19 protein-coding genes and 2 pseudogenes are annotated in these 22,506 nt (G+C 40.3%); 10 read left to right on the forward strand and 11 right to left on the reverse strand.

All coding sequences use genetic code 11. The annotated features are described in order from the left end of the window. Positions 1 to 26: 26 nt before the first annotated feature. The 6 genes and pseudogenes from BP549_RS04900 to BP549_RS04925 all read right to left on the reverse strand — a co-directional run bounded on the left by BP549_RS04900 (position 27) and on the right by BP549_RS04925 (position 5,790). On the reverse strand, positions 27 to 788 hold the full coding sequence (locus BP549_RS04900) for an epoxyqueuosine reductase (protein ID WP_292378624.1): 762 nt from the start codon (positions 786 to 788) through the stop codon (positions 27 to 29). A gap of 140 nt (positions 789 to 928) precedes the next feature. Then, positions 929 to 1,300 carry a hypothetical protein gene (locus tag BP549_RS04905; RefSeq protein ID WP_292378627.1) on the reverse strand — a complete coding sequence of 124 codons (372 nt, stop codon included), beginning with the start codon at positions 1,298 to 1,300 and terminating at the stop codon, positions 929 to 931. A gap of 181 nt (positions 1,301 to 1,481) precedes the next feature. After that, a pseudogene (locus tag BP549_RS04910) lies at positions 1,482 to 2,881 on the reverse strand (YncE family protein). A 337-nt stretch (positions 2,882 to 3,218) separates the two neighbouring features. Then, a complete protein-coding gene (locus BP549_RS04915) occupies positions 3,219 to 3,725 on the reverse strand; it encodes a hypothetical protein (protein ID WP_292374539.1) in 507 nt (168 codons plus the stop codon). 107 nt (positions 3,726 to 3,832) lie between these two features. Then, a complete protein-coding gene (locus BP549_RS04920; RefSeq protein ID WP_292374537.1) occupies positions 3,833 to 4,975 on the reverse strand; it encodes a TIGR04083 family peptide-modifying radical SAM enzyme in 1,143 nt (380 codons plus the stop codon). A 395-nt stretch (positions 4,976 to 5,370) separates the two neighbouring features. Then, positions 5,371 to 5,790: an inorganic diphosphatase gene (locus tag BP549_RS04925; protein WP_292374536.1), complete on the reverse strand. Its 420-nt coding sequence runs from the start codon at positions 5,788 to 5,790 to the stop codon at positions 5,371 to 5,373. Positions 5,791 to 5,987: 197 nt separating this feature from the next. Here BP549_RS04925 and BP549_RS04930 point away from each other — a divergent pair, with 197 nt between their 5' ends. After that, the gene (locus BP549_RS04930; protein WP_292378629.1) at positions 5,988 to 6,905 is read left to right on the forward strand and encodes a class I SAM-dependent methyltransferase; all 918 of its coding nucleotides are present in this window, start codon (positions 5,988 to 5,990) and stop codon (positions 6,903 to 6,905) included. Between the two features lie 100 nt (positions 6,906 to 7,005). Here BP549_RS04930 and BP549_RS04935 read toward each other — a convergent pair whose 3' ends face one another. Further along, positions 7,006 to 8,436, reverse strand: a complete 1,431-nt coding sequence (locus tag BP549_RS04935; protein WP_292378632.1) for a dihydrolipoyl dehydrogenase — start codon at positions 8,434 to 8,436, stop codon at positions 7,006 to 7,008. 333 nt (positions 8,437 to 8,769) lie between these two features. Here BP549_RS04935 and BP549_RS04940 point away from each other — a divergent pair, with 333 nt between their 5' ends. The 3 genes from BP549_RS04940 to BP549_RS04950 all read left to right on the forward strand — a co-directional run bounded on the left by BP549_RS04940 (position 8,770) and on the right by BP549_RS04950 (position 12,761). After that, positions 8,770 to 10,125, forward strand: a complete 1,356-nt coding sequence (locus tag BP549_RS04940; RefSeq protein WP_292378634.1) for a TIGR00297 family protein — start codon at positions 8,770 to 8,772, stop codon at positions 10,123 to 10,125. Positions 10,126 to 10,426: 301 nt separating this feature from the next. Continuing rightward, the gene (locus tag BP549_RS04945) at positions 10,427 to 10,969 is read left to right on the forward strand and encodes a DJ-1/PfpI family protein (RefSeq protein WP_292378637.1); all 543 of its coding nucleotides are present in this window, start codon (positions 10,427 to 10,429) and stop codon (positions 10,967 to 10,969) included. Between the two features lie 109 nt (positions 10,970 to 11,078). Continuing rightward, positions 11,079 to 12,761: a nitroreductase family protein gene (locus tag BP549_RS04950; protein ID WP_292378639.1), complete on the forward strand. Its 1,683-nt coding sequence runs from the start codon at positions 11,079 to 11,081 to the stop codon at positions 12,759 to 12,761. Between the two features lie 147 nt (positions 12,762 to 12,908). Here the strand turns inward: BP549_RS04950 and BP549_RS04955 are convergent, their stop codons facing one another. Then, the gene (locus BP549_RS04955; protein ID WP_292378642.1) at positions 12,909 to 14,033 is read right to left on the reverse strand and encodes a DUF21 domain-containing protein; all 1,125 of its coding nucleotides are present in this window, start codon (positions 14,031 to 14,033) and stop codon (positions 12,909 to 12,911) included. Positions 14,034 to 14,691: 658 nt separating this feature from the next. On the opposite strand from BP549_RS04955, the gene BP549_RS04960 reads away from it, so the two are divergent. From BP549_RS04960 to BP549_RS04975, 4 genes are all read left to right on the forward strand, one after another. Next, on the forward strand, positions 14,692 to 16,170 hold the full coding sequence (locus BP549_RS04960; RefSeq protein WP_292374522.1) for an MFS transporter: 1,479 nt from the start codon (positions 14,692 to 14,694) through the stop codon (positions 16,168 to 16,170). Between the two features lie 61 nt (positions 16,171 to 16,231). Further along, a complete protein-coding gene (locus BP549_RS04965; RefSeq protein WP_292378644.1) occupies positions 16,232 to 16,900 on the forward strand; it encodes a flavodoxin family protein in 669 nt (222 codons plus the stop codon). A gap of 180 nt (positions 16,901 to 17,080) precedes the next feature. Further along, complete coding sequence (locus BP549_RS04970) at positions 17,081 to 17,386, forward strand: glutaredoxin family protein (protein ID WP_292374518.1); 306 nt, start codon at positions 17,081 to 17,083, stop codon at positions 17,384 to 17,386. Positions 17,387 to 17,460: 74 nt separating this feature from the next. Continuing rightward, a complete protein-coding gene (locus BP549_RS04975) occupies positions 17,461 to 18,009 on the forward strand; it encodes a ferredoxin-thioredoxin reductase catalytic domain-containing protein (RefSeq protein WP_292378646.1) in 549 nt (182 codons plus the stop codon). Between the two features lie 314 nt (positions 18,010 to 18,323). Here BP549_RS04975 and BP549_RS04980 read toward each other — a convergent pair whose 3' ends face one another. Next, complete coding sequence (locus BP549_RS04980) at positions 18,324 to 18,857, reverse strand: hypothetical protein (protein ID WP_292378648.1); 534 nt, start codon at positions 18,855 to 18,857, stop codon at positions 18,324 to 18,326. Between the two features lie 14 nt (positions 18,858 to 18,871). On the opposite strand from BP549_RS04980, the gene BP549_RS04985 reads away from it, so the two are divergent. Beyond that, positions 18,872 to 19,066, forward strand: a complete 195-nt coding sequence (locus tag BP549_RS04985) for a hypothetical protein (protein ID WP_292374513.1) — start codon at positions 18,872 to 18,874, stop codon at positions 19,064 to 19,066. Positions 19,067 to 19,132: 66 nt separating this feature from the next. Further along, complete coding sequence (locus BP549_RS04990; RefSeq protein ID WP_292378650.1) at positions 19,133 to 19,705, forward strand: hydrolase; 573 nt, start codon at positions 19,133 to 19,135, stop codon at positions 19,703 to 19,705. A gap of 1,099 nt (positions 19,706 to 20,804) precedes the next feature. Here the strand turns inward: BP549_RS04990 and BP549_RS04995 are convergent. Both BP549_RS04995 and BP549_RS05000 read right to left on the reverse strand, forming a co-directional pair. Beyond that, on the reverse strand, positions 20,805 to 21,860 hold the full coding sequence (locus BP549_RS04995) for a beta-propeller fold lactonase family protein (protein ID WP_292378655.1): 1,056 nt from the start codon (positions 21,858 to 21,860) through the stop codon (positions 20,805 to 20,807). Between the two features lie 375 nt (positions 21,861 to 22,235). Beyond that, positions 22,236 to 22,496, reverse strand: a pseudogene (locus tag BP549_RS05000) (thiamine pyrophosphate-binding protein); the annotation flags it as partial. Positions 22,497 to 22,506 lie beyond the last annotated feature (10 nt).

Consider the following 22,506-nt stretch of genomic DNA (forward strand, 5'->3'; position numbering starts at 1 on the left):
ATTAAGAAGATCCATTCTGTCACAGCTTATAATTTTCCGCCATAAGATCTTACATGCTTCCAGGCTTTGTGATAATTGTCAAAAAGATCCTTATCTTCATATATCGCAGCATTGTCTCTTTTATATACCGCTCTATCATTTCCGATTGGACAGACCTTGATACATATACCACACGGCGAAATGTGACGCTTGTTTAATTCAGCGCTATAAGAGGAACAGGCTTTCTTATCTGTCAGTCCGCTGGGGTAATCTTCCTTATCAAGAGCATTCGATGGGCACATTTTTACACAACGCATACAGCGGGTGCAAAGTTCAGTCTCCAACATTGGATCTTGAGGAAGCTCAGCTGTGGACAGAATTGAGCCGAAACGGATCCTGGGACCGTACTCTGGTGTAAGGATCGTATTATTTACCCCAAAGGTTCCTAGTCCAGCGAGAAAAGCAGCATGCCTGTGAGAAAAGAAGGCAATGGGATTTTCGAGGAGTACCTGAATGCTTCCATATCCGTCTCTAGGTACGAAAATAGATGGATATCCTCTATCGGTCAGGAAGTTGGCAAGTCGATATGTGTATTGGTCTAATAAGGTGTTTACAGTCTTGTATAGTTCGCGGTAATATATTGAGGGAGATGTCTCCAACACCGGTAGAGGAACCGGCAAGCCGATAACTATCACTGATTTTGCTTCCGGATATATAGATTGAGGATAGAATTCTTCAGGTATCCACGGCAAAAAAGGAGGGTTATTCCATCTCTCAACACCGGCGATCCCAACCATGGGTATATCCATACTTTCGCATTTCTGCAGGAGGGCTTTTTTCAGATCTTTAGTCGTAGATTTATCCCTTCTTGGAAAAAACTCAATCTCTCATATTTGGAAAAAACTCAAATTCATATGTTTTATATTTAATTATATTATATATTTAACAATTATATATAATATTCAACGTAGAAGCGGTAAGCAACCTGAAGTTCTTCAAGCTCCCTAGATTCCAGTTCAAAATCAGGCTGACCGGTTTTGTAAACTACTTCACCTAAATTTTTGAAGGTAACCTCGCATTTTATATTTTCGGGAAGTTGAGCCTCAAAGCTACCACATTTGCTGCAAATCTCCAGGACAAGTTTTTCGATTTCTGCGGGACTGAAAAACTTTTCATTTTCAGGGCTGTAATTTACCTCAACTATCAATTCTTCTTTGCTCGTTAAATCCGCCCAGAACCCGGAAAGTTCAGTTCCTTCTATTCTGTAGTCCTGAAGTTCAAAACTTCTAGTGATCGTATTCTTGATTTTACCCTCGTCCATATGCTTAATTTTGGAAGTGGATATATATAAACTATCTTAAAAACAAAGCAGATTCTTTAGATATAACTGTTCTTTATTTCTGATTCGTAGGAATCTATAATTCTTTCATCTCAACAAATAAAGACAAGATCTACGACTTAAGGTACAAGTTGCCAGCACCTTCGATTATTCAAGTCTTAAGTTACTTCTTCCTGAGTTTCCATCCACCATACAGGCAGGCCAAACCGCCTAATAATCCAAAGCCTGGGGTAGAGTTATTTTTGCTCGATTCATTTCCACTTGAGTTACTACCATTATCAGATTTGGAATTATTAATATCATTATTACTGTTATTGTTTGAATTATTTAGCTCGATAACATTTTTTCCTCATATGATGGCAAGTTAGTCTCTTCAACGCTTATATTTTCAGTTGTATTTAAAGTCACCATTGTACTCGGATAAGTTTCATTAGAGGTTGCCTTTGTGCTTTGATCAGTTATGTTAGATTTTATAAAAGGTTCATTAGGTTTTATAATAGGCCCAATGACAACTCCAACAGGATAGTTCATAGTATATTTTCCTGTATTCACAGTCGCTGTAACTTTGTTTGTGGCTGTGTCAATTACAGAGACATTATCTTTGTAGTCACTGGAGTAACCGTTAGAGATCGCTACATATGCCTTTTTTCCATCTGGAGTGACTGCAACTCCCTTAGGAGCTGTTCCTACATACACTGTAGCTATAACTTTGTTTGTAACCGCATCAATTACAGAAACAGTGTTACCCTGTTCATCGTAGGAACCAGAGTTTGTCACATATATTTTGGTTCCATCAGGACTGACTGCAATATCACCAGGACCGTTTCCTACAGGTACACTTCCTGTAACATTGTTTGTAGCTGTGTCAATTACAGAAACATTGTTACTGCCTGAATTAATCACATAAACCTTATTTCCATCAGGGCTAACTGCAATATCAGTCGGATAGTCTCCTACAGATACAGCGGCTATAATTTTGTTTGTAGTTGCGTCAATTACAGAAGTAGTGTTATTGCGACTGTTCGTAGCATAGATTTTTTTCCCATCAGGGGAGAATGCAATGTCATAAGTGCTCAGCCCCATATTAATTGGGTCCATTACAGTGTTTGTGGATGTGCCAATTACTGTGTTAACTACAGAGACATTGTTGCTATTATCATCCACTCTACTGTAACGATTCGTCACATAAACCCTTGATCCTTTCGGGTTAACTGTAATTTTCCGAGGATAACTTCCTACGTCTACTACTGCATCAACCGTATTTGTCGCTGTGTCAATTATAGAGATAGTGGTGCTGATTCCTGATATATCCGTCACATATACCTTTGTTCCTGCAGGGCTGATTGCGGCTTCTCCAGCCCAGCCTTCTATAGGCACTACGGCTGTAAGATTGTCAGTTGCTGTGTCAATCACAAAAACAGTACCGGTGTCGATTCCTATACTCGTTACATATGCAAACGGAGCTGCACCTGCTACACTCACCAGTGTTAAAATCGCAAATGCCGTTATTCTCAGAGCTCTTATGAGAATATGTTGTCTACGCACTTTATTAGGCGTTGTCATAGATGAAAGTGGAATCGAAAAAGTGGCAATCTCTATTGTTGATGTAATTTTCCTTTTCATCTTTTATCCCTGAGTAATGATTGTCTTTAATGCTAGGGGTATTATCTGAAAATCTAAACTTAGGGCATTTTTAAAAACATTCCTTAAGTTAACTTAGCTTCAGGATAATAAAACATTCTAAAGAGGAATAATTTCAAGATAAAAGATAAAAATGGAAAAATCACATTATCCTTACATTAAGAACCTATGTGAAAAGTCATAATAGCATATCGAAAATGATATCAGTAAACAGTTATTTTCACTGCTACTGATAGACGCTTTAGTTCTTTCTTGTAGTTTAGATACCTATAGATTTATTAGTGGATGTGTGATTCTGAGTGATTTTCTGTTCGAGGGATGGATCGCCAATTTGAGTCGTGTTTCCCTGAGTTGTATTTTCTTGAGTCGTGTTTGTTCCACTCGATATAATCTTCAGAGTACCCTGCTTATTTGAAACAACCGGGGTATTGTTTTTACTGTTGTATGAAGTATAAGTTATTTGATTTGCTTCCGAACTGGGTTGATGCGGAGCTACATAAGTTGATTTCCTGATTTGAAGCTTTGTTGTAGTTTCAGATGTTGTTATATTTTCAATGTAATCACTTTCTATTACAGTATCGTTAGCTGTTTCAGTAACGTTTGATGTTTTAACAGGTGAAGACGTTGTAACTACTGTTGGAGCGGTTTGGTTTGAAACACTTGGAGTTTCATTTTCTGGATTTGTTGTCTTTTCAGCACAGCCGGCTGCAAAAACAATAGTAGCAATGAAAAGAAGCATTGCTATGATTTTCAAATTGTTTTTCATTAATAACACCGCTAAAATTCTTCTTTATTTTGAAAGCATAATTAATTCAGAAGTTTCGTACATAAGCTTGTTTATAATTTTGTTTCAAACTTGTTTCTAAGCTTGTTTCAGAGTTTCTTAAGCATGAGGGACATTATTCCGGGTTTTGAAGGTCTCATACTGCCGGGCGAGAACATATCATCCATACCTGAGCCCCCGAACATTTCCTCGTTGACACGCTTGTTTATTTCATCAAAAATCATCTTATAGGCAGCACAGTGCGGGTCAACGCCTTTTATTTCCCCGCCTGTGGGAACTATTGCATTGTACGGGCATCCGCCTCTGCAGTATTTGATATGGGCGCATTTGCCACATGCAGTATCCACATATTCTTTATACTGGTGCATTTTCTTCCAGGCTTCGGATTGAGCAAGGTCTGCCATGGTCGGGCGATCATAAACATTCCCCATCACATATTCGGGCATTCCAATAAAGCGATAGCAAGGATAGATGTTTCCTTCAGGGCCGACAGCAAAGGTATCTCCCATACAGTCAACATAAGTACAGACCGTGCCCCTGCCTGTAAATACGCATTTGCACAGGTGATCAATGTTCATAACGTCAATTTGGCCCAAGTTTTCCAGATATTTATCAAGAAGATAGATTAAGAGTTCCCCGTATTCCTCGGGAGAAAGCGTCCATTTCTCAGGGTTGTCACCTTTTAAAGAAGGCAGGCAGGGGTGCAGCTTGAGAGTTAAACCTTTTTCAAGGTAAAAATTGAAAATATCTTCCTTATATTTTACGGAATGAGATGTGAAAGTGGTAATGAACCTCACATCAAGCCCATGTTCCCTGGCAATTTCATAGCCTTTCATGGTTTTGTCGTAGTATCCTTTTCCCCTCTGAAGGTCATTAAGTTCTTTTGGACCGTCCAGGCTAGAGCCTATAGGAACTCCATATTCTGCAAAAATTTCAGCTATCTCTGGAGTCATTTTCCATAGGTTTGTCTGTATCGCAAAAGCTATTCTCCTGGGGCTCAAACCATCAACCAGGAGTGGCAGTGCTTCCCTATAAAATTCCGCCCCTGCCAGAAGCGGTTCTCCGCCGTGGAAGGTAAAAGTAACCGAATCTCCCCTGAATATTTTAAGCCATTCAACCACTTCTTTTATCGTTTCAATGCTCATTATCGGGGACTTTTCTTCGGAACTCCAGCAATAGCTGCAGTTAGCAGGACAACCAAGGGTCGGGATAAGCATCACATGAAAAGGCATATTTAAAGCACCCTTTTTTTAAGCTTCTTTAAATTATTAGTACTTTTCTAAGTTTTCCTGAGATAAATTAAGATCGAGGAACTCTCTAATTTATTATACACACTGTTTATATAATTCTTTAGACCTAGCATCCAGGGAATTTGTCTTTACTCTCCTTTGTAAATCAGGATTAATTATTGAGTTCCATTAACTCTGACATATAATACTATTTTAAAGCGTATGCTCAAATATCTTATAGAAAGTGAAGCTTAATTCAGTTAAGATTCGCCAGGGAAAATGGACCTGAAGTGGATTTAAATTATGAGTTTAAAAGTAAAATGCATGAGTCTAAAAGTAAGGTGTAAGCCTAAAGATAGACGAAAGAGTTGAAAATTAAAGGTGGATCTCTAAAAATCTCAGCGCAATTTTCGGAATTCGATTCCTTCAAACCTGCATGTTGAAATTCTTCTCTCGCGAAAAGCATACAGGAAGATTTTAAAAAGAGCGTAAAGCCTGAAGTAATAAGCAAGCAGGAAAGCAAGCAGGACAGGAGAACGAAGCCCGCTGATGTATATTATTTTCTTATCGTCCCTGACCGAATCGTCCAGGAACTTGACTATACCGTCAAAAGCTTCCCTTTCAAGTGTGCTTCCTCTAGGCAAGCGGGGTCCCAGCACCACCACATCTTCTTCCATACCATCTGCGCTTTCAGTTCCTTCTACAAAGCCGTAATTGAAAATTGTGGGCAGGGGGGAAAAGAAAGCTCTTTCATAGCCTTTTTCTGTCTTATTGTATTTCCAGAAACTATACTTTGGGGTCTCTATAATAATTTTCATGGGGAAATAAGCCTACCTGAAATAGGAAATAACCGTTTAAGGTTTCTTCCGGGTTTTATCTTTTTCCATACTTTTCTACACTTTCCCAAACAAAAAGCATATATTGAAATTCTTCTTAAAAGCGGAACTAAAATCTGGAACTATTATCTTAATGTTAAAATTTAATATTTAAAATCTGATATGCAGAGGTATTCTGAATGAGTTTTAGAAAGAGAGTGAGTTTGCGAGATGAGATGAAAGGAATAGTTGAAGAGCCCCTGCTTCAGATAGTTCCAAAACGTTTTGATTACATAGGGAATGTAGCCGTAATCTCGATTCCTCCGGAACTTTCAGCTTATAAAGAAGCTATTGCTTCGAAGCTGTTTTCCATGCGAGGCAACACGCGAGCTGTGCTTAATAAGGTGAGCAAACTTGAAGGTGAGCACAGGGTTGCGGATTTTGAGCTTCTTCTTGGGGAAACTACTGAGACCATTCACAGGGAAAATGGCTATATCTACAAGCTGGATGTCAAAAAAGTCTTTTTTAATCCCCGTCTGTACTCTGAGAGAAGGCGGATAGCCTCAAAAATTACCTCTGGTGAACACATTATAATTCCTTTCGCCGGAGTCGGCCCTTTTGTGCTTCCTGCCGCAGGAAAAGGAGCAAAGGTATACGCTATTGAAATAAATCCCGACGCCTGCGCTTGTCTGCGGGAAAATATTCGGATTAACAGGCTTGAAGGTCAAATAGCCGTTATCCAGGATGATTTTGAAAAAGTTTCCCATATGTTTAATTCTACAAAAGCCGGTGAAGTGCCAGCAAATAAGGCTTTTTCTGATCTGCCCGTATACCTGAGTCTTGAGGAAAATGAAAATGAAAGTTTTCAGTTTCCTGAAAATGGCTTTGACAGAGCTATTGTCCCAACTCCTTACGGTATGGATCACTTTCTTGGCGAAATCTCGAAACTTGTCAGGAAAGGAGGGTACATTCACTTCTACACTTTCAAAGCCGAGTCCCAGATACCGGAACTAATTAAGGATTATGAAAAAATGGGGCTTGGAGTGGAACTCTACAGGAGAGCCGGAAGCGTTGCCCCAGGCATCAGCAGGTGGGTTTTTGACCTTATTAAAAAATAGGTGTGAATAAAAAGTTGCAGAAATTTTGAGTTCCCAAATAGATAGAGATTTCAGTTATCAGCAAGCAGGGATTTTAATTCGTCAAGCAGGTAGAGATTTTTCAGTCCTCAAGCCCGATATGTTTTAGGAAATGATGATAGTGTTCAGGCGGCAGCCGCGAATAAAAGGCCCTGGTTACGACTTCACTCAGGGACGGGTGAATATCCATACCCCGCATTATTGGCTCAGGACTTCCTGATTCTGTATACATGAGAGGAATTATCTGGTGGATCAGGACTGAGGCTTGTGGGCCTATTATATGAGCTCCCAGAATTTTTCCTTCCTCCGCATCAAGGATCACCTTTACGAAATAATCCCTGATCTCCATGGCTGATCCTTTCGCAGTATCCTCAAAAAACTTGAGGCCTATGAGTATTCTCTCTTCCCCATACTTTTCAATGGCTCTCCGTTCTTTCATACCTACTCCGGCGATTTCAGGGTGGGAAAAAACGGCATGAGGTATGGCATGATAGTCCACCTTTACTTTTTCTTTCAGGATCGCATTGAGATACACTATCCCTGATTCGTAGTTTGCTACGTGCTTTAGCAGGTACTTTCCGTTTGCGTCCCCAAATGCCCAGATATTCGGCTGGGAGGTCTCAAGATACTCGTTCACCAGAATCCAGCCGTGGATGTTTGTTTTGATCCCGGCTCTTTCGGGGTGGAGAATATCGGTATTCGGAACTCGGCCTGTTGCCACGAGAATCTCGTCTACAGTGATTTTCACTTCCTGTTCCGAATTTCTTTCCTTTGCGGTAACCGTTTTCTGCCCGTTGCCTTCTTTTTGAATTTCTATGGCTTCATGGTTTGTAAGGATCTGCATGTATTCCGACATTTTCATACTAGCAAGTCTGGAGATCTCGGGTTCCTCCTGCGGAAGAAACCGGGAATTTCTCCCGATAACCGTGACCTCGGCTCCCATTGCTGAAAAAAAATGCCCGTATTCGGCTGCAATATAACCCCCTCCCAGGATAGCGAGCTTTTTTGGGCATTTTGTGAGTTTAAGTACAGTGTCGCTTGTAAGGTATCCTGCTTCTTCAAGGCCTTTTACAGGTGGAATCGCAGGTTTTGAGCCGGTACAGAGGAAGATTATTTCGGAGTGAAGGGTTTTTTCGTCGACTTTCAGGGTATAAGGCGCGATAAACTCTGCACTTTCATGATAGTAGTCAAGATAGGGGTTGTCGGCCAAACTCTCCTTTATCGCCTCTATATCTTCTCCTATTTTTCTGCGCATCCTTTCCATAATCGCAAGGAAATCGATGTTCTTTATTTCAAGTTTAATTCCAAAAGTAGATGCGGTTTCCAGTTCCCTTATAAGTTCTGCAGGATATAGCAGGATTTTTGAAGGAATACACCCTCTGGTAAGACAGATCCCGCCTGGTTCGTCTTTGTCGATGACAGCAATTCTAATTTTCGGGTTCGAGTCAATAATAGGATTTATATAGTTCATTGCAGAACCTGTACCTATTATAATAAGGTCGTAGTTTTCCATACTTTCTCCTCACCACCAATTATAGCACGCAGTTTGCCGGTTATTATACTAATCTATTCCTGGTTATATTTATGGATCCGGATTTTGTTAAGTATATTTTGAGAAAGTTTTGAAAAATAAACGTGAGGCAAAAGTTTTTACTCATTGGATAATTTCTAAAGGACTTAAAGGGTTTGTTTAAATTCTTCCCGGCTTCGATTGCTAAAACAAATATTTTTAAATTTTGATATGTATCTTTTAAATTGTCTCTGAAAGAAGAACAGCTATCTTTTTATAAAGACAATCCTATTCTATGTAGTTTCCCAGAATGAGTAAAAACAAAAGATGTTTACAATGAACAGAGCTGCCCGATCTTTAAAGAGGGGGGATTCCTACTCGAGAATTCCTGTAATGCATATCCTATATCTCTTGCTCATTCTTATAGCTCCCTTTGCAGGGGTGAATCTTCTTTTTCTCCTATCTATCATTCTTTTCTTGGGAATCAGGTTTTCAGGAAACTTCATTTCCTACAGCAGAGATGTTACCAGCCTTGCTTTTTCCCTAGTTCTAATGCTCTTTGTTTCCGTGATCTCGGGAGGCTCTTCTTACACCTATCCTTTCTACATAGTACTTGCCGCGTTTGCGATTGCGGCAGTAGGAAACCATAAAACCTCTTTTTCGGAAACAGATACCGCACCTGATTATAATTTGAGGCGGAGCAGAATCAAAAAGAGGAGTTTTTCAATATTCTGGAGTTCGGCTTTCCTGGCACTTCGGATTGCTGCCGCATTCTTTGCTGCAAGCTGGATTGTCTACTGGCAGGATCTTCCGGTCTCATATAATCTTATCTTCTTCATAGCTGTGATCGGGGCAGTTACAGGTTCTCTATTCGAGTCAATCCCCTCCAAAATAGATAAGAATATTTCCGTGCCGCTAGGCGCAGGCATGACGATGTGGATTTTTGAGGAGTTTAGATATTGGGTACCCCCTGAAAAAATGCTCGTAGCACTTTTATTTTCGTTTCTCTTGGGTGTGCTGGCTTACAGGGCGAAGATTGCAGATGTCTCTGCCCTCCTGAGTGCCGCTCTTCTGGGAGTCCTAATAATCGTTTTCAGCGGACTTTCTTGGTTCCTGCTTTTGCTCACGTTTTTTATCCTAGGAGGTGGGTTTACAAGATACAAGTACACGTACAAAGAATCCATAGGGATTGCACAGGCTAAAGACGGTATCAGGAGTTACGAAAATGTATTCTCAAACAGTACGGCAGCCCTTGCCCTTGCAGTAGCATATGGAGTTTTCCCGGAGTACGGCCTTCCGATCGTCTATGCTTATATGGGCACGGTTGCAACAGCTACTGGAGATACTCTGGCAAGTGAAATAGGAACAACGGCAAAAGGAAGGCCAAGAATGATAACAACTCTTAAACTTTCGGAACCTGGAGTCGACGGGGCTGTCTCGTTGCTTGGCGAACTCGCTGCAATCTTCGGTTCTGCAGTAATAGGAATCCTTGCATATTTATTAGGAGTATCGGACAATTTTATACTAACAGTCCTCATTACAACGGCAGGAGGATTTTTCGGGACAAATGTGGACAGCCTCCTTGGGGCTACACTTCAGAAAAGGGGAGTGCTTTCAAACAGCGGAGTCAATTTCGCGGCAACATTTACAGGGGCAGGAGTCTCAGCAGTTCTGTATTTAATTTTAACTTAATTGGATGTGTAACATGTTTTATAACTGATTTTTTCCTTAAATCTATTCAGAAGTTCTTAGACTCCTTCCATTGTTTTTCAGGCATTCTCAGCTTTTTATTTCTTTTTTCAAGTTTCTTAAATACTTTCTTAAGCTCTTACTCCATTTTTCGGTTCCTTTCACTTTTCCTCCGGTTCCTTATCCTTATAAGAAGCATCCATTTATATTTTCATGAACATATCCTTTAGGAACAGGGTTACTGCACCATTTCACTTCTTATTTATTCGATTCTTAATTTTCAAGCTTACAGGAAGATTCCCACATGACAGAAACCGAATACGAAGGCAAGAAGATCCTAATTGTAATCGCCCAAGAACAGTTCAGAGACGAGGAATGTTTTGTTCCAAAACAGATTTTTGAGGCTGCAGGAGTAAAAGTTACTGTTGCAGCCGAAGCTACGAAAACTGCAAAAGGGATGCTCGGAGGCACAACCAAGCCTGATATCAAGATCTCGGACGCCAGAGTTGACGACTACGATGCAATAGTAATCACAGGAGGCTCAGGTTCAAGAAAATACCTGTGGGATAACAAAGCTCTGCAGAAACTCTTAAAGGAAGCGGATGCCCAGAAAAAAGTAATCTCAGCAATCTGTATTTCCCCTGTGGTACTGGCAAGAACGGGTATCTTGAAGGGCAAAGAGAGCACAGTCTTCAAAAGCCCGGATACGGTCAGCGAACTTAAGGAACATGGAGCTGTCTATCTGGACAGGGAGGTGGTGATTTCGGGTAGGGTGGTCACAGGGCGAGATCCTGCAAGTGCTGAGGCTTTTGGAAAAGCCATACTTGAGGCCCTGAAAAAAGCTTAATTCTCATCAAAGATCCAAAATACAGATCTCCTTCATCGAAAAAGCAGATCTTCTTTACCGAAAAAGTTGTCTGAGAATTCGATCTCTCCGGTTATCGGGTGTGCTTATTATGACAGTGGAACTTGAAACCATACTGGCTTATCACCAGGAAAGTAAACACAACTTTAAAGCTTATGCTCCGGGTCCTCACCACTTGGATCTGCCTCTCAAGCCAGATCCCTTCCTTAATTATCATGGAACTCGACTTTTAAATCTGGAAATCTGGAGCGATGAGCAAATAAAAGCTGAGCTTTTTCCTGCCTATGAACAGGCTTTCTCACCGGAAAAACTAAAGCCGTTTGAGTTGAATGCGGAATCGATTTCCAGGCTCTTTTTTGACAGTTTTGCCATCTCTGCCTGGAAAATGGCAGGAGGTACAAAATGGCCTCTTCGTGTCAATCCCTCAAGCGGAAACCTTCATCCTGCCGAGGTTTACCTTCTCTCCGGCCCTGTTAAAGGGTTTCTGAAAAATCCGTCTGTCTTCCATTATGCTCCTTTGCTTCATGCCCTTGAACTAAGAGCCGAATTTCCTAGGAAAACCTGGGAGCTGCTAAGTTCGGGTTTTCCTGAAGGCACTTTTTTCGTAGGCCTTAGTTCAATTTTCTGGCGAGTTTCTTGGAAATACGGACTTAGAGCCTTTCGATATGCACAGCATGATCTGGGGCATGCAATTGCTGCGCTCACTTTTGCTGCTGCCGGGCTCGGCTGGAAAACAAGCCTTCTTGCTGACATGGGTTCAGAAGAAATTGCAGTGCTTCTTGGCATCTCCGAAGAGAAAGGCCCTGAAAAACAGGAGCCTGCCTGTCTGCTTGCGGTCTATCCGGCAGGAGAAACCTGTAACAGAGGCAGGATTCCTTCCAGCGCTATTCCTACTTTTAGGAATCTTTCCTGGGAAGGCGTTCCTAACAGTTTAAGCCCAGAGCATGTTGAATGGGTTGGTATCGAAAAGGCAGCCTCAGCAGCTCAAAAGAAGGGAACAGATTACTTTGAGAATAAAGAAGAAGCAGAAGAAAAAATGAAATCCGGAATGCAAGCCATCTCATCCCTGAAATCCAGCAGTTTTAAGAACCGGCCCGAACTCGAAACCGTGCCCCTACGCAGCGTTATCCGCGGAAGGAGAAGCGCTATTGAAATGGATAATAGCGCATACATGGAAAAAGAAATTTTCTATGCAATGCTGCAAAGAACCCTTCCGGAAAATAATCCGATTTTCAATACCCTTGCTTTTGGTTCCTTTACTCACCTGCTTCTGTTCGTAAACCGCGTAAAGGATCTTCTTCCTGGACTTTATATTTTCCTTCGCAAACCCGAGGAAAAAGAGAGATTTAAAGCTGCTATCAGGCCTGACTTTTTATGGGAAAAACCGAAAAATTGCCCTTCAGACCTTGAGTTTTACCTGCTGATGGAAGAAACCCTGCACTCTTTTGCAGCCCAGCTTTCCTGTGCCCAGCGAAAAGCTGCCGATGCCTGTTTTACTGCCTGCATGCTCTCGGAATTCAAAGAGCCTTTGAACAGATTCGGAGCCTGGATATATCCTTACCTTTTCTGGGAATGCGGAATTCTAGGACAACTTCTTTACCTTGAAGCCGAAGCAAATGGCCTCAGAGGCTGCGGGATTGGGTGTTTCTTCGATGATCCTTTGCATGACGCCATAGGGCTCAAAGGACTTGAGTTCCAGGACCTTTACCACTTCGCTGTGGGTTACCCACTTCCGGAGATAGGCGTTATAACGCTTCCTGCATACGAAGATTAATAAACGGATAAAAAGAGTAGAGACAAGAAATAAAATAAGTAAAAAGGGTATAAAGAACTAAAAAAGGAGTAAAAAGATTCTTTTGCAATTTTTACTCCTTTTTACTCCCTTTTCTATTTTTACTCCTTTTTACTCCCTTTTCTATTTTTATTCTTTTTTCTGTTTTTCGCTTTCTTTTTTCTTTCCTCTTCTCAGAGTTCTCCCTCGGACAACTCCGGGTTTGGAAGGCGGAACAGGCAGTTCACATCCTGATGGCAGTTCACATTCCACTACAATTCCCCGCAGCAACCTGCCAAGAATATCCGAGCCCGTAATAATTCTTTTCTCCTGGTCCCAGTAAAGGATAAGGTCCTGGTCAATTACATCGTCTTCAGGATATTGCGGATACACTTTGAATTGCCTAATTACTTTTTCAAGCCTGGTCTTAGGAGATCTCACAACGACCGGGAAATGGCAATAAGAAAGCGGAATGAATGGGCCCTTCTTGTAGACTGCATCTCTCAAGAAACCATCCGCATCAAGCACCATGACAGGCTCATCCTGAGGGTTGGTAATGACTACCCATTTTTTCCCGGAGGCTTCTATCTTTTGCAGAAAAGGATCGGTTGGTTCCCTTTTGAAAGAAGGAAATACCGGACGGTTATTTTCCACCGGGAGAGAGATTATGCTTCTCTGGTCTATTAGCGAGCCTTCGTCGGAAATGTTGACATCGTCTATGGAAAGAAAGTTCAGGGCTCCTATCCCTTCAAAAGCGCCGATATCGGACTTCCCAGACTCTATGTGCTTTTCAAGCATAATCCGCATAGACTGCTCCTTGAAGAGTTCGAGTTTTTCCCTGCCTAACCACCAGTCAAGAATAAGAGCTGTGGGCTTGGCTACTGGATAAAGCAGCATCTGGTAGAAGCGAACCAGAGGAGTTAGCTTTGCTCCGAGTGACAGGGCGTTTCGGGAAAAATATGCCTGGGGGACAATCTCTCCAAAACTGGTTATTACGAAAGTAGAGAAGAGGAAAGCTGCGGCCCCTGTCAGCACGGAACCTGTAAGCTGAGCAATTAGAACGTTTACAGCTATATTTCCCCAGAGTAGTGTCGTCAGCAGGAAGTTGGAATCCCGCCGGATTTGCAGAATCTTGAGAGCCTCTTTATTGTCTGCTTCTGCCTCAATCTCAAGCCTGAGTCTTCCAAGGCTGAAAAGCCCGATTGTCATACCTGAGAAAATAGCGGACTGCGTCAGGCAGAGTACAATTAATATCCAGATAATTATTTCATTCATTGTAAGTCTATAACCTCTATAATCTTCATACAGCCATAACTTAATGGCTTAGAGTTTAACAACTCATAATTTAATAATGGCTTAGAGTTTAACAACTCATAATTAAATGGCTTAATCCATCCTAGTTTTCATATAAACATAGAGTTACGACTTAATCCGTCAATTTATATATTTAACTTGATCGCCTTCATCTTCTAAGTTTGTTCTTATGATTTTCATTCTTTTAATTTTTGAAAGCTTAACCTTAAGCTGTAAATTTAATCTTAAATTACTTCTTCTGAACCATTAATTTCTTTTGAGCGCTATGCGATTTTAAACAGTACTGAAGGTAAAATTTGCGGGTAATCTTAATTCCGAAGCGTCCCTTTTTAATAATTATTCATTCTCATAGTTTAATTTATGTTCTCAAGTTTATTGTAAATATTTTCACAAAAGGCTTACTCGCAACCTTTCCGGGGGAGGCTTGACCACAAATTTTTTAGAAAAATTTGATCAAAACCAGAAACAAGTTGCACTAATGGCCGGCTAGTCAATCATAATTAGGAAAAGTATTATGAAGGAAATTGCCTCTGAAGTAATCTATCCTTCAAAGAAATCGATACGATTTTTCTGACACTGTGCAGACTACAGATAATGACCCTTCTAATTAGTGATATACATGGAAATAGAAAAAATTAACTCCGGACTCTCTACCAAAACCCCGGAAATCTGCCATACTCCTAATGCTCCTGTTGGTGGTATAGAGAAACAGATTGTGCTCTTCATTGCGATACTTTCGGGATTTCTTACTCCTTTTGATGGTTCGGCAGTAAATATTGCCTTGCCCGCAATTGGGAATGAATTTCATATGAACTCAATTTCCCTCTCGTGGGTTGCTACTGCATATCTCCTTTCATCAGCACTATTTCTTGTTCCTTTCGGAAAAATCGCTGACATTTATGGAAGGAAGAAGGTTTTTCTCTGTGGTATTGCGATCTTCAGCATTTCGTCTTTAATTATGACTATGGTTACTTCAACAGAACTGCTAATTGGACTACGAGTCGTCCAGGGTATCGGGAGTGCCATGATCTTTGGGACAAGTGTTGCTATCGTTACCTCTGTCTTCCCACCTGGTGAGCGTGGGAAAGCTCTTGGTATTTATATTACTGCAGTTTACATTGGGCTTTCTGTTGGTCCCCTACTTGGAGGTGCGATGACACAATATCTTGGCTGGAGGAGCATTTTCTTCGTAAATGTCCCTATAGGTATTACAGCAATTCTCCTAACCTTATGGAAGATTAAAGGTGAATGGGCTGAATGCAGAGGACAGAAGTTCGACCTGACAGGTTCAATCATATATAGTGTAGCGGTAGTTGCAGTCATGTACGGTTTTTCAGTTCTGCCGGACTTTAAAGGGGCTGCCTTATTAGCCGTGGGAATTATCGGGGTTATTGTTTTTGCTCTGTATGAGATGAGAATACCTTCTCCAGTTCTTGATATTTCGCTCCTGACAAACAATCGAATTTTTGCCTTTTCTAACTTATCTGCACTCATCAATTACAGTGCTACTTATGCAGTGACATTTCTTTTAAGCCTCGATCTCCAGTACACAAAAGGCTTCACGCCCGAAAATGCAGGGCTTATCCTAGTAGCACAGCCAGTTATTATGGCTATGGTTTCACCAATTGCCGGCCGGCTTTCTGACAAGATTGAACCACGGATTGTCGCATCTGCCGGAATGACATTTACTGCGCTTGGGCTCTTCCTTCTTATTTTCCTTACAGAAACAACTCCTATCTGGCACCTTATTATTACCCTGGTTATTCTTGGTATAGGCTTCGGACTTTTTTCGCCTCCTAACACGAATGCAATCATGAGCTCGGTCGATAAGAGATTCTACGGCGTCGCATCGGGAATGAACGGGACTATGCGGCTCCTTGGCCAGATGCTTTCGATGGGTATAGCAATGATGATCTTTGCGATAGTTATCGGCCCTGTGGAGATTACGCCTGAATATTATCCCCAGTTCGTTTTAAGCCTGCATTATGCTTTCATTCTGTTTACAGTGTTCTGCATTATTGGAATATTCGCATCCCTGGTAAGAGGGAAAAGGAGTCCTATAGTTCACGCCAATATATCTGAGAAAGGCAAAAAATAATACGTTAATCCTGTGTAATTCATTTAACCATTGCGTAACTAATTTAATCAAGGTGATAATCGTGAAAGTTCTTGGAATTAACGCAAGTCCGAGAGGAAATGAAAGTAATACCCTTCAACTGGTAAAGTCCGTGATCAAAGGCGCTGAGTCCGAAGGCGCGGATGTCGAGTTGATAGATCTCTATAAACTGCAAATAGAGTACTGCACAGGGTGCGGAGCCTGTTATGCTACAGGGGAGTGTCCCCAGATCGATGACTTTGAGGAACTTTTTGACAGAATCGTGAATTCCGATGGAATCGTTTTTGGTGCTCCTAATTATATTAACTCGGTTCCTGCGCCTATGAAAGCCTTCTTTGACCGGCTTTCAGATGTCGTTCACTGTCAGATGCTAGCCGGAAAGTTCGGATGCTCCGTATCCACGGCAGGAGGAAACAAAGCAGATGTTGTAGTAGACTACATGAACAGTGTGCTCACAAATATGGGCGTTACTGTTGTCGGAGGTCTTGGCGTCGTGATGGGGGGAGACCCGGCAGCACCTCAGCAGGCTGCGGGAACTGCCGAAGAACTTGGTAAGAATCTGGTAAAGTCGATTCGTGGCGAAATCACATATCCGGATCAGGAGGAACTCCACCGCCAGAACACAGAATATTTCTGTCAGCTTGTAAAATCTAATAAAGAAAAGTTTGCCCATGATTACGACTGGTATGTCCGGATGGGCTTGATAAAGTAAAATATAAGGCAGGAAATCTTCCTGCATCTCATTTTGTCTATATTTTCTTATAAGTAATTTACGGAACGTACAGTCTGCACTAGCTTCAATTTGCCGGCGAGATCAGGAAAAAATGTGATTTTGAGGTAAAGTACTCATAGGCGTACTGCCATAACTTTATTGTGATCGGGGGTTAACCGAATGGATGTATCTACTCTGGATAAGGAGAAAGGAGCTCACATCTCTGGAATTGACAGGGGTAAAGTTGTAATGTATGGCCTTAGCACCTGTGTATGGTGCAAAAAGACAAAGAAACTACTTACCGATCTTGGCGTAGATTTCGACTTTATATACGTGGATAAGCTTGAAGAAGATGAAGAGGGCCAGGTTGTTGAGGAAATCAGACGCTTCAATCCTTCAACTTCTTTCCCGACAACTGTTATAAACGGAGAGAAGGCAATTGTGGGTTTTAAGGAAAAAGAAATCCGCGAAGCTCTGGGGTTTTAAACATAAATTTAGACTAAATGAAATAGTCTTTGATAAAACTTTTTTGGAAAAGTTTTGTTTAAGGGGGAGTTGGGTTGAAAGAAGATGAAGCCGCCGAAGAAGACATAAGTGACGAATTGGTGGACAAAGTCTACAGGCGTTTGAATGACCAGGTTGAGAAATCAGGGTATCACCTCAACCCTGACGTTGAGTTCACAAAGGAACTTGTACGAGGGCTGCTCGCCAATGAACGGCGGTACGGCTACTGGTCCTGTCCTTGCAGGCTTTCGGCCAATAATCTTGAAGAGGACCTGGACATTGTATGTCCCTGCTACTATAGAGATCCCGACCTTAACGATTACGGAGCTTGTTACTGTGCACTTTATGTTTCGGACGAGGTTATCCGGGGAGAAAGAATAGTCGAATCGATTCCTGAAAGGCGCCCTCCAAAAGCCCAGAGGGACGCCGAAAGAGAAGAAGAAAAGAAAAGAACCGAGATGATGGAGAGTATGGAGTTTACAGGGAAACTTTCAAAACCGGTATGGAGATGTAAAGTTTGTGGATATCTCTGTGCTATGGACGAACCACCTGGAGTTTGTCCTATATGTAAAGCGAGAAAGGAAAGATTTGAGCGGTTTATGTAATTTTCAGTAAATGAAATTTCAGTAAATTTTCCTTTACTATTCCAATTTTATATTTCTTTTCATTTTTGCTTTTTAATTTTTATCCTTTTCTTTAGCATATACTTTCATTCTACTGTTATTTCATACGGTTGTTCAGTGTTTATCATGAAGTAATAGTTTCCAGACCATTTATTATAGGAACTCTCATCAATAACATTTTGCAACTACATTTTTGAGTGATCCATCTGAATTGTAGACATAAATTTGAAAATTCATAGCGCTCCATATTGACCAAGTTGAGTATTCCAAGATATCTTCCATTCTTTGGACGGAAATTATTCTTCATATATCTTTTTTAATTGAAGCCTGATATTTGAGATTTTGTTACTACATGATATTATATTTGCTTCCATGTCTTGCTGTTTAATCGTACATATCATTTGTTTGCCTGAATCACGGTTCATATTGTTATTTTGTATATAATGACGATTCATTTCTGCTTTAAATAGATCAGTATAAAACTGGTATATGTTAGATGACAAATTATAATCAAACTTACTGATATCGTGTTTAAATGTGAAATAAATGTCAGTTGGTAGATATAAGGGATCTATTGGAACGTATAACTGCTCCTCTGAAATGAATGAATTTGGCTGTCTCTTGGACCGTTGCTTAACGTATAATTCAGCATATTTTACAAGTTCTGAATTACTGAAGCTTTCAAAATTTATGTCCATTGCTTTTGCGATATTCTTTAATTCATTTAATTGTTGCTCTTTATTTAATTGATCTGTGGAACGATAAGTAAGATAGCTTCCTAATATTGAACCAAAAATCGCTCCAAAAAATCCTAATGTAGCATCGTTCATGAATGTGATAAATCATGTCTAAAGACTTAACTCTCGTTTTTTGTTCCATGAAGCAGGCAGGCTTCAAGGATATGCTTGGAGCAAATTATGCCAGCGCGAGAATATGCAGAAGTATCCATGAAAATAGGCTGCGACTCTGCCGGAAACAGGAGACAATCGATAACAGACAGACTCTAATTACAGATTTTCTCCATAACTATCGGCACTGAAACGACGCATAATTCGCCAACGGAGCGAATAAGTAGTTTGATGCTAGTATTTGATATGGTGATGGTATGCAGGAACTGACTATTGATAAAGCCAAAACAGCTCTTGTGGTCATAGACTTGCAAAAGGGGATAGTCGCACAGCCAACAAAGCCTTATCTTGCACAAGACGTTATAAAAAATGCCTCAAAGCTTGTAAACATATTTCGGAAACACGATATGCCCATATTTCTTGTGCATGTTATAATTACAAAAGAAACGATGCTCAATGTCTTAAGTGATGAGTCATTATTGAGTTCCTCAGCCCCGTCTCCTGACTGGTCTGAATTTGTGCCTGAAATGTCTCCTACTTCAAAGGATATTGTTATAGCCAAAAGGCAGTGGGGAGCCTTTTATGGGACAGATCTGGAACTCCAACTGCGGCGGCGTGGAATGAACACAATCGTACTCTGCGGAATTGCGACCGACTTTGGTGTTGAGAGTACAGCACGTTTTGCCTATGAGTATGGATTTCAACAGATCTTTGCCGAAGATGCCATTACTTCCAGCTCCGAGGAACAACACAAAGCAGCTGTAAACTTCATATTCAAAAGAATCGGCAGGGTACGAAAAACGGATGAAATCCTCAAAGCTCTCCAATAAGGTTAAAAAATATTTAATCTTGTTATCACAATATGGAACTAGCAAAGCAAATGCTACTTAAGAGATGGTTAGAAACTATGTACATCTCCTATGTAAGGTTGTACTACATCTTCTTGGAACATTAAGAGGAAACAACAACAAGGCCCCTTTCAAAATTTGGTTGCAGCCATTATGGTGAGGTTGCGAGATTTTCATAAACAGTCAACATATCTAAATCCTGCTGCCTTCATTTGTGAGTAAGCACTAAAGAATTATAGAGCTCATTATTTCCTGATTCACTGCTTCTTTTTGGATATTTTGCCTTTGATTCATCATCCATAGATTTACATTCTTATTCTGAAATTTTTGCAACGGAACCAAAGTTTCTTTTTGATTTATATAATATATTTATATAATAATATCTGTATCTTTTAGTAAGGATAACTATAGTTGGGAAATATGTGGTTGGTATATAAATGAATGCAGAAAAACTGAAAACTCAATTTTTGAATGTGAACGTTATATTATCTGAGAAACAGTAACTAGTCGTGGGTGTATGAGTAGATGGAAATAACAAACGACATAAAAAAGATAATTGTTATCTTAATAGTTATCTTGGTAATAGTCATGATGGCTGCAATGTTGGGACCGGTGTGGATGAGGTAATTGTGGCTGTCTTTCGTATTCTCTAATCAATAGCAATAAGATATGCGTTTAAATCTAAAGTCCAATGGTAACCTTTCACCACGTTAATAGCAAATCAAGACTGAAATAAATTACTCAATCCATTTGAGTCGCTTTTTACTTAACTCCCAACTGACTGATAGAATTCCACACTTGCAAAGCCCTTTCTTATTCCATAGGACTTACACACTCGATATAAAATCAAACACAAGAACCATCATTGGTTAAAATAACACTTTGGACATTTGATGGCTTAACGCTGATGTTTTTCGGTTCAAGTGTGTAAGTCTTATCCCAATAACTTCATTTTGGATTCCGTACCAGCTGACTGCTCTAAATATTCAATCTCCCTTTATCCTAGTTTTTCATGTTGATAATACGCTTACTAGAATAAGGTAGATGCAAAGCAATTTTACTCATCATGATTTCCTGGTTATCAACTTATATTAATTACAGAAACAGTATTGCTATCTGAATTCGTTACATATACCTTTGTTCCGTTTGGATTTACTGCAACTCCATAAGGATGGAGACCTACACCCACTGCAGTTGTAACATTGTTTGTTGCTGTGTCAATTACAGAAACAGTGTTGCTGCCGTAGTTTGCTACATATAAGTTTGTTCCCGAAGGGTTGACTGCAACTCCAATGGGATAGTATCCTACTTTCACTGTGGCTGCGATATTATTACTAGCTGTATCAATTACCGAGACATTATCGCTGCCGTAGTTCGTTACATATGCCTTTTTTCCATCAGGGCTTATTGCAACTCCATAAGGATTGTTTAATCCTGTTATTGCAGTTGTAACCGTGCTGTTTGCTGTGTCATATACTGAGATACTGTTGCTCCAATAGTTTGCCACATATAACTTTTTCCCATCAGGGCTTGCTGCCACTCCATATGGACTATTTCCTACAGGTATTCTGACTATAACAGTGTTATTTGCTGTGTCAATTACAGAAATATTGTTGCTTCCCCAATTAGTCACATATGCCTGTTTTCCATCAGGGCTTACTGCAATTGTATAAGGACTAGTTTCTACATTTACCGTAGCTGTAACATTATTTGTTGCTGTGTCAATCACGGATACGTTGTTGCTGCCCCCATTTGTCACGTATACCCTGGTTCCATTTGGATTAACTGCAATTCCTTCAGGACCAATTCCTGTATTTATATTGGCTGTAACATTGTTTGTGGCAGTATCAATCACAGAAACAGTGTTGTCATTGGAATTTGTCACATATACGTTTGTTCCGTTTGGGTTTACTGCAACTCCGTAAGGATGATTTCCTACAGGAACAGTAGCTATAACCATATTATTAAAATTTCTCAAATTAGAGACATTGGTTTCATTTATACCCATATGTGCAGGTGGTACAGTAGGTGAAACATCTTGCTCATCAGATGCCAATGTCACAGATGAAATTAGACTTAAAATCAGAACAGTGCCTACTAAAGTTAAAACCGTAGAGAGTAACATCTTTTTATTCATTTATTTTCCCCCTTATCCTTTATTTACACTTTAAATGTAGCGTAATCTACTAGTTACTGAAAATTTTATGGACAAATGACCTAATTTCTCTATATATAGAAAATATCGTTTTTATTTATCATTTCCCCTATTGATTATGATATAATCTTAGATTTTATAAGCTGAAAGGAATAATTATTTCTTATCATTCAGCGTATTAAAATATGCGATTAAATAACTGTTTTTTAATGCATAGGTTTTATTACAAAATCTATACATTACTCAACAGTTCCCTGTTATTTGCCGTTGAAGTTGGCTTAAAATAAGCTAAAATGTAATAGATCTTATGATAATCGCCATATCAAGTAGTTTTATGGAAATAAGAGGGAGCCCCTATAGCTGTGCTTGGGCAATGCCTGTAATAAGATTGGTGACTGGAGCCAAGCGTCGAAAAGCAAACCCCTTGCTTCCCTGTCAGCTTCCCACACGTTGCGGCCATGAACGCCGCAGCCTGTTCATATCTTGTTACAATCAGTTTAATTCTGGAAGTCCTCAGTGGATTCGAGCAGGTCAAGGTTTTCTTCGCCTGGAAGTCCGAAAATATATTCAAAGCCTTCTTCTTCAAGCTGGGCAACAAAAAGGATCCGAAGCTTTCATGAAAGCAGAC

The organism is Methanosarcina sp. UBA289 (assembly GCA_002496565.1).
GTDB lineage: Archaea > Halobacteriota > Methanosarcinia > Methanosarcinales > Methanosarcinaceae > Methanosarcina.

Bases quoted from the DNA above. Each gene is read 5' to 3' on its own strand.
- BP549_RS04900 (WP_292378624.1), bottom strand. From the start codon at position 788: ATGGATATACCCATGGTTGGGATCGCCGGTGTTGAGAGATGGAATAAC.
- BP549_RS04905 (WP_292378627.1), bottom strand. From the start codon at position 1,300: ATGGACGAGGGTAAAATCAAGAATACGATCACTAGAAGTTTTGAACTT.
- BP549_RS04915 (WP_292374539.1), bottom strand. From the start codon at position 3,725: ATGAAAAACAATTTGAAAATCATAGCAATGCTTCTTTTCATTGCTACT.
- BP549_RS04920 (WP_292374537.1), bottom strand. From the start codon at position 4,975: ATGCCTTTTCATGTGATGCTTATCCCGACCCTTGGTTGTCCTGCTAAC.
- BP549_RS04925 (WP_292374536.1), bottom strand. From the start codon at position 5,790: ATGAAAATTATTATAGAGACCCCAAAGTATAGTTTCTGGAAATACAAT.
- BP549_RS04930 (WP_292378629.1), top strand. From the start codon at position 5,988: ATGAGTTTTAGAAAGAGAGTGAGTTTGCGAGATGAGATGAAAGGAATA.
- BP549_RS04935 (WP_292378632.1), bottom strand. From the start codon at position 8,436: ATGGAAAACTACGACCTTATTATAATAGGTACAGGTTCTGCAATGAAC.
- BP549_RS04940 (WP_292378634.1), top strand. From the start codon at position 8,770: ATGAACAGAGCTGCCCGATCTTTAAAGAGGGGGGATTCCTACTCGAGA.
- BP549_RS04945 (WP_292378637.1), top strand. From the start codon at position 10,427: ATGACAGAAACCGAATACGAAGGCAAGAAGATCCTAATTGTAATCGCC.
- BP549_RS04950 (WP_292378639.1), top strand. From the start codon at position 11,079: ATGACAGTGGAACTTGAAACCATACTGGCTTATCACCAGGAAAGTAAA.
- BP549_RS04955 (WP_292378642.1), bottom strand. From the start codon at position 14,033: ATGAATGAAATAATTATCTGGATATTAATTGTACTCTGCCTGACGCAG.
- BP549_RS04960 (WP_292374522.1), top strand. From the start codon at position 14,692: ATGGAAATAGAAAAAATTAACTCCGGACTCTCTACCAAAACCCCGGAA.
- BP549_RS04970 (WP_292374518.1), top strand. From the start codon at position 17,081: ATGGATGTATCTACTCTGGATAAGGAGAAAGGAGCTCACATCTCTGGA.
- BP549_RS04980 (WP_292378648.1), bottom strand. From the start codon at position 18,857: ATGAACGATGCTACATTAGGATTTTTTGGAGCGATTTTTGGTTCAATA.
- BP549_RS04985 (WP_292374513.1), top strand. From the start codon at position 18,872: ATGTCTAAAGACTTAACTCTCGTTTTTTGTTCCATGAAGCAGGCAGGC.
- BP549_RS04990 (WP_292378650.1), top strand. From the start codon at position 19,133: ATGCAGGAACTGACTATTGATAAAGCCAAAACAGCTCTTGTGGTCATA.
- BP549_RS04995 (WP_292378655.1), bottom strand. From the start codon at position 21,860: ATGAATAAAAAGATGTTACTCTCTACGGTTTTAACTTTAGTAGGCACT.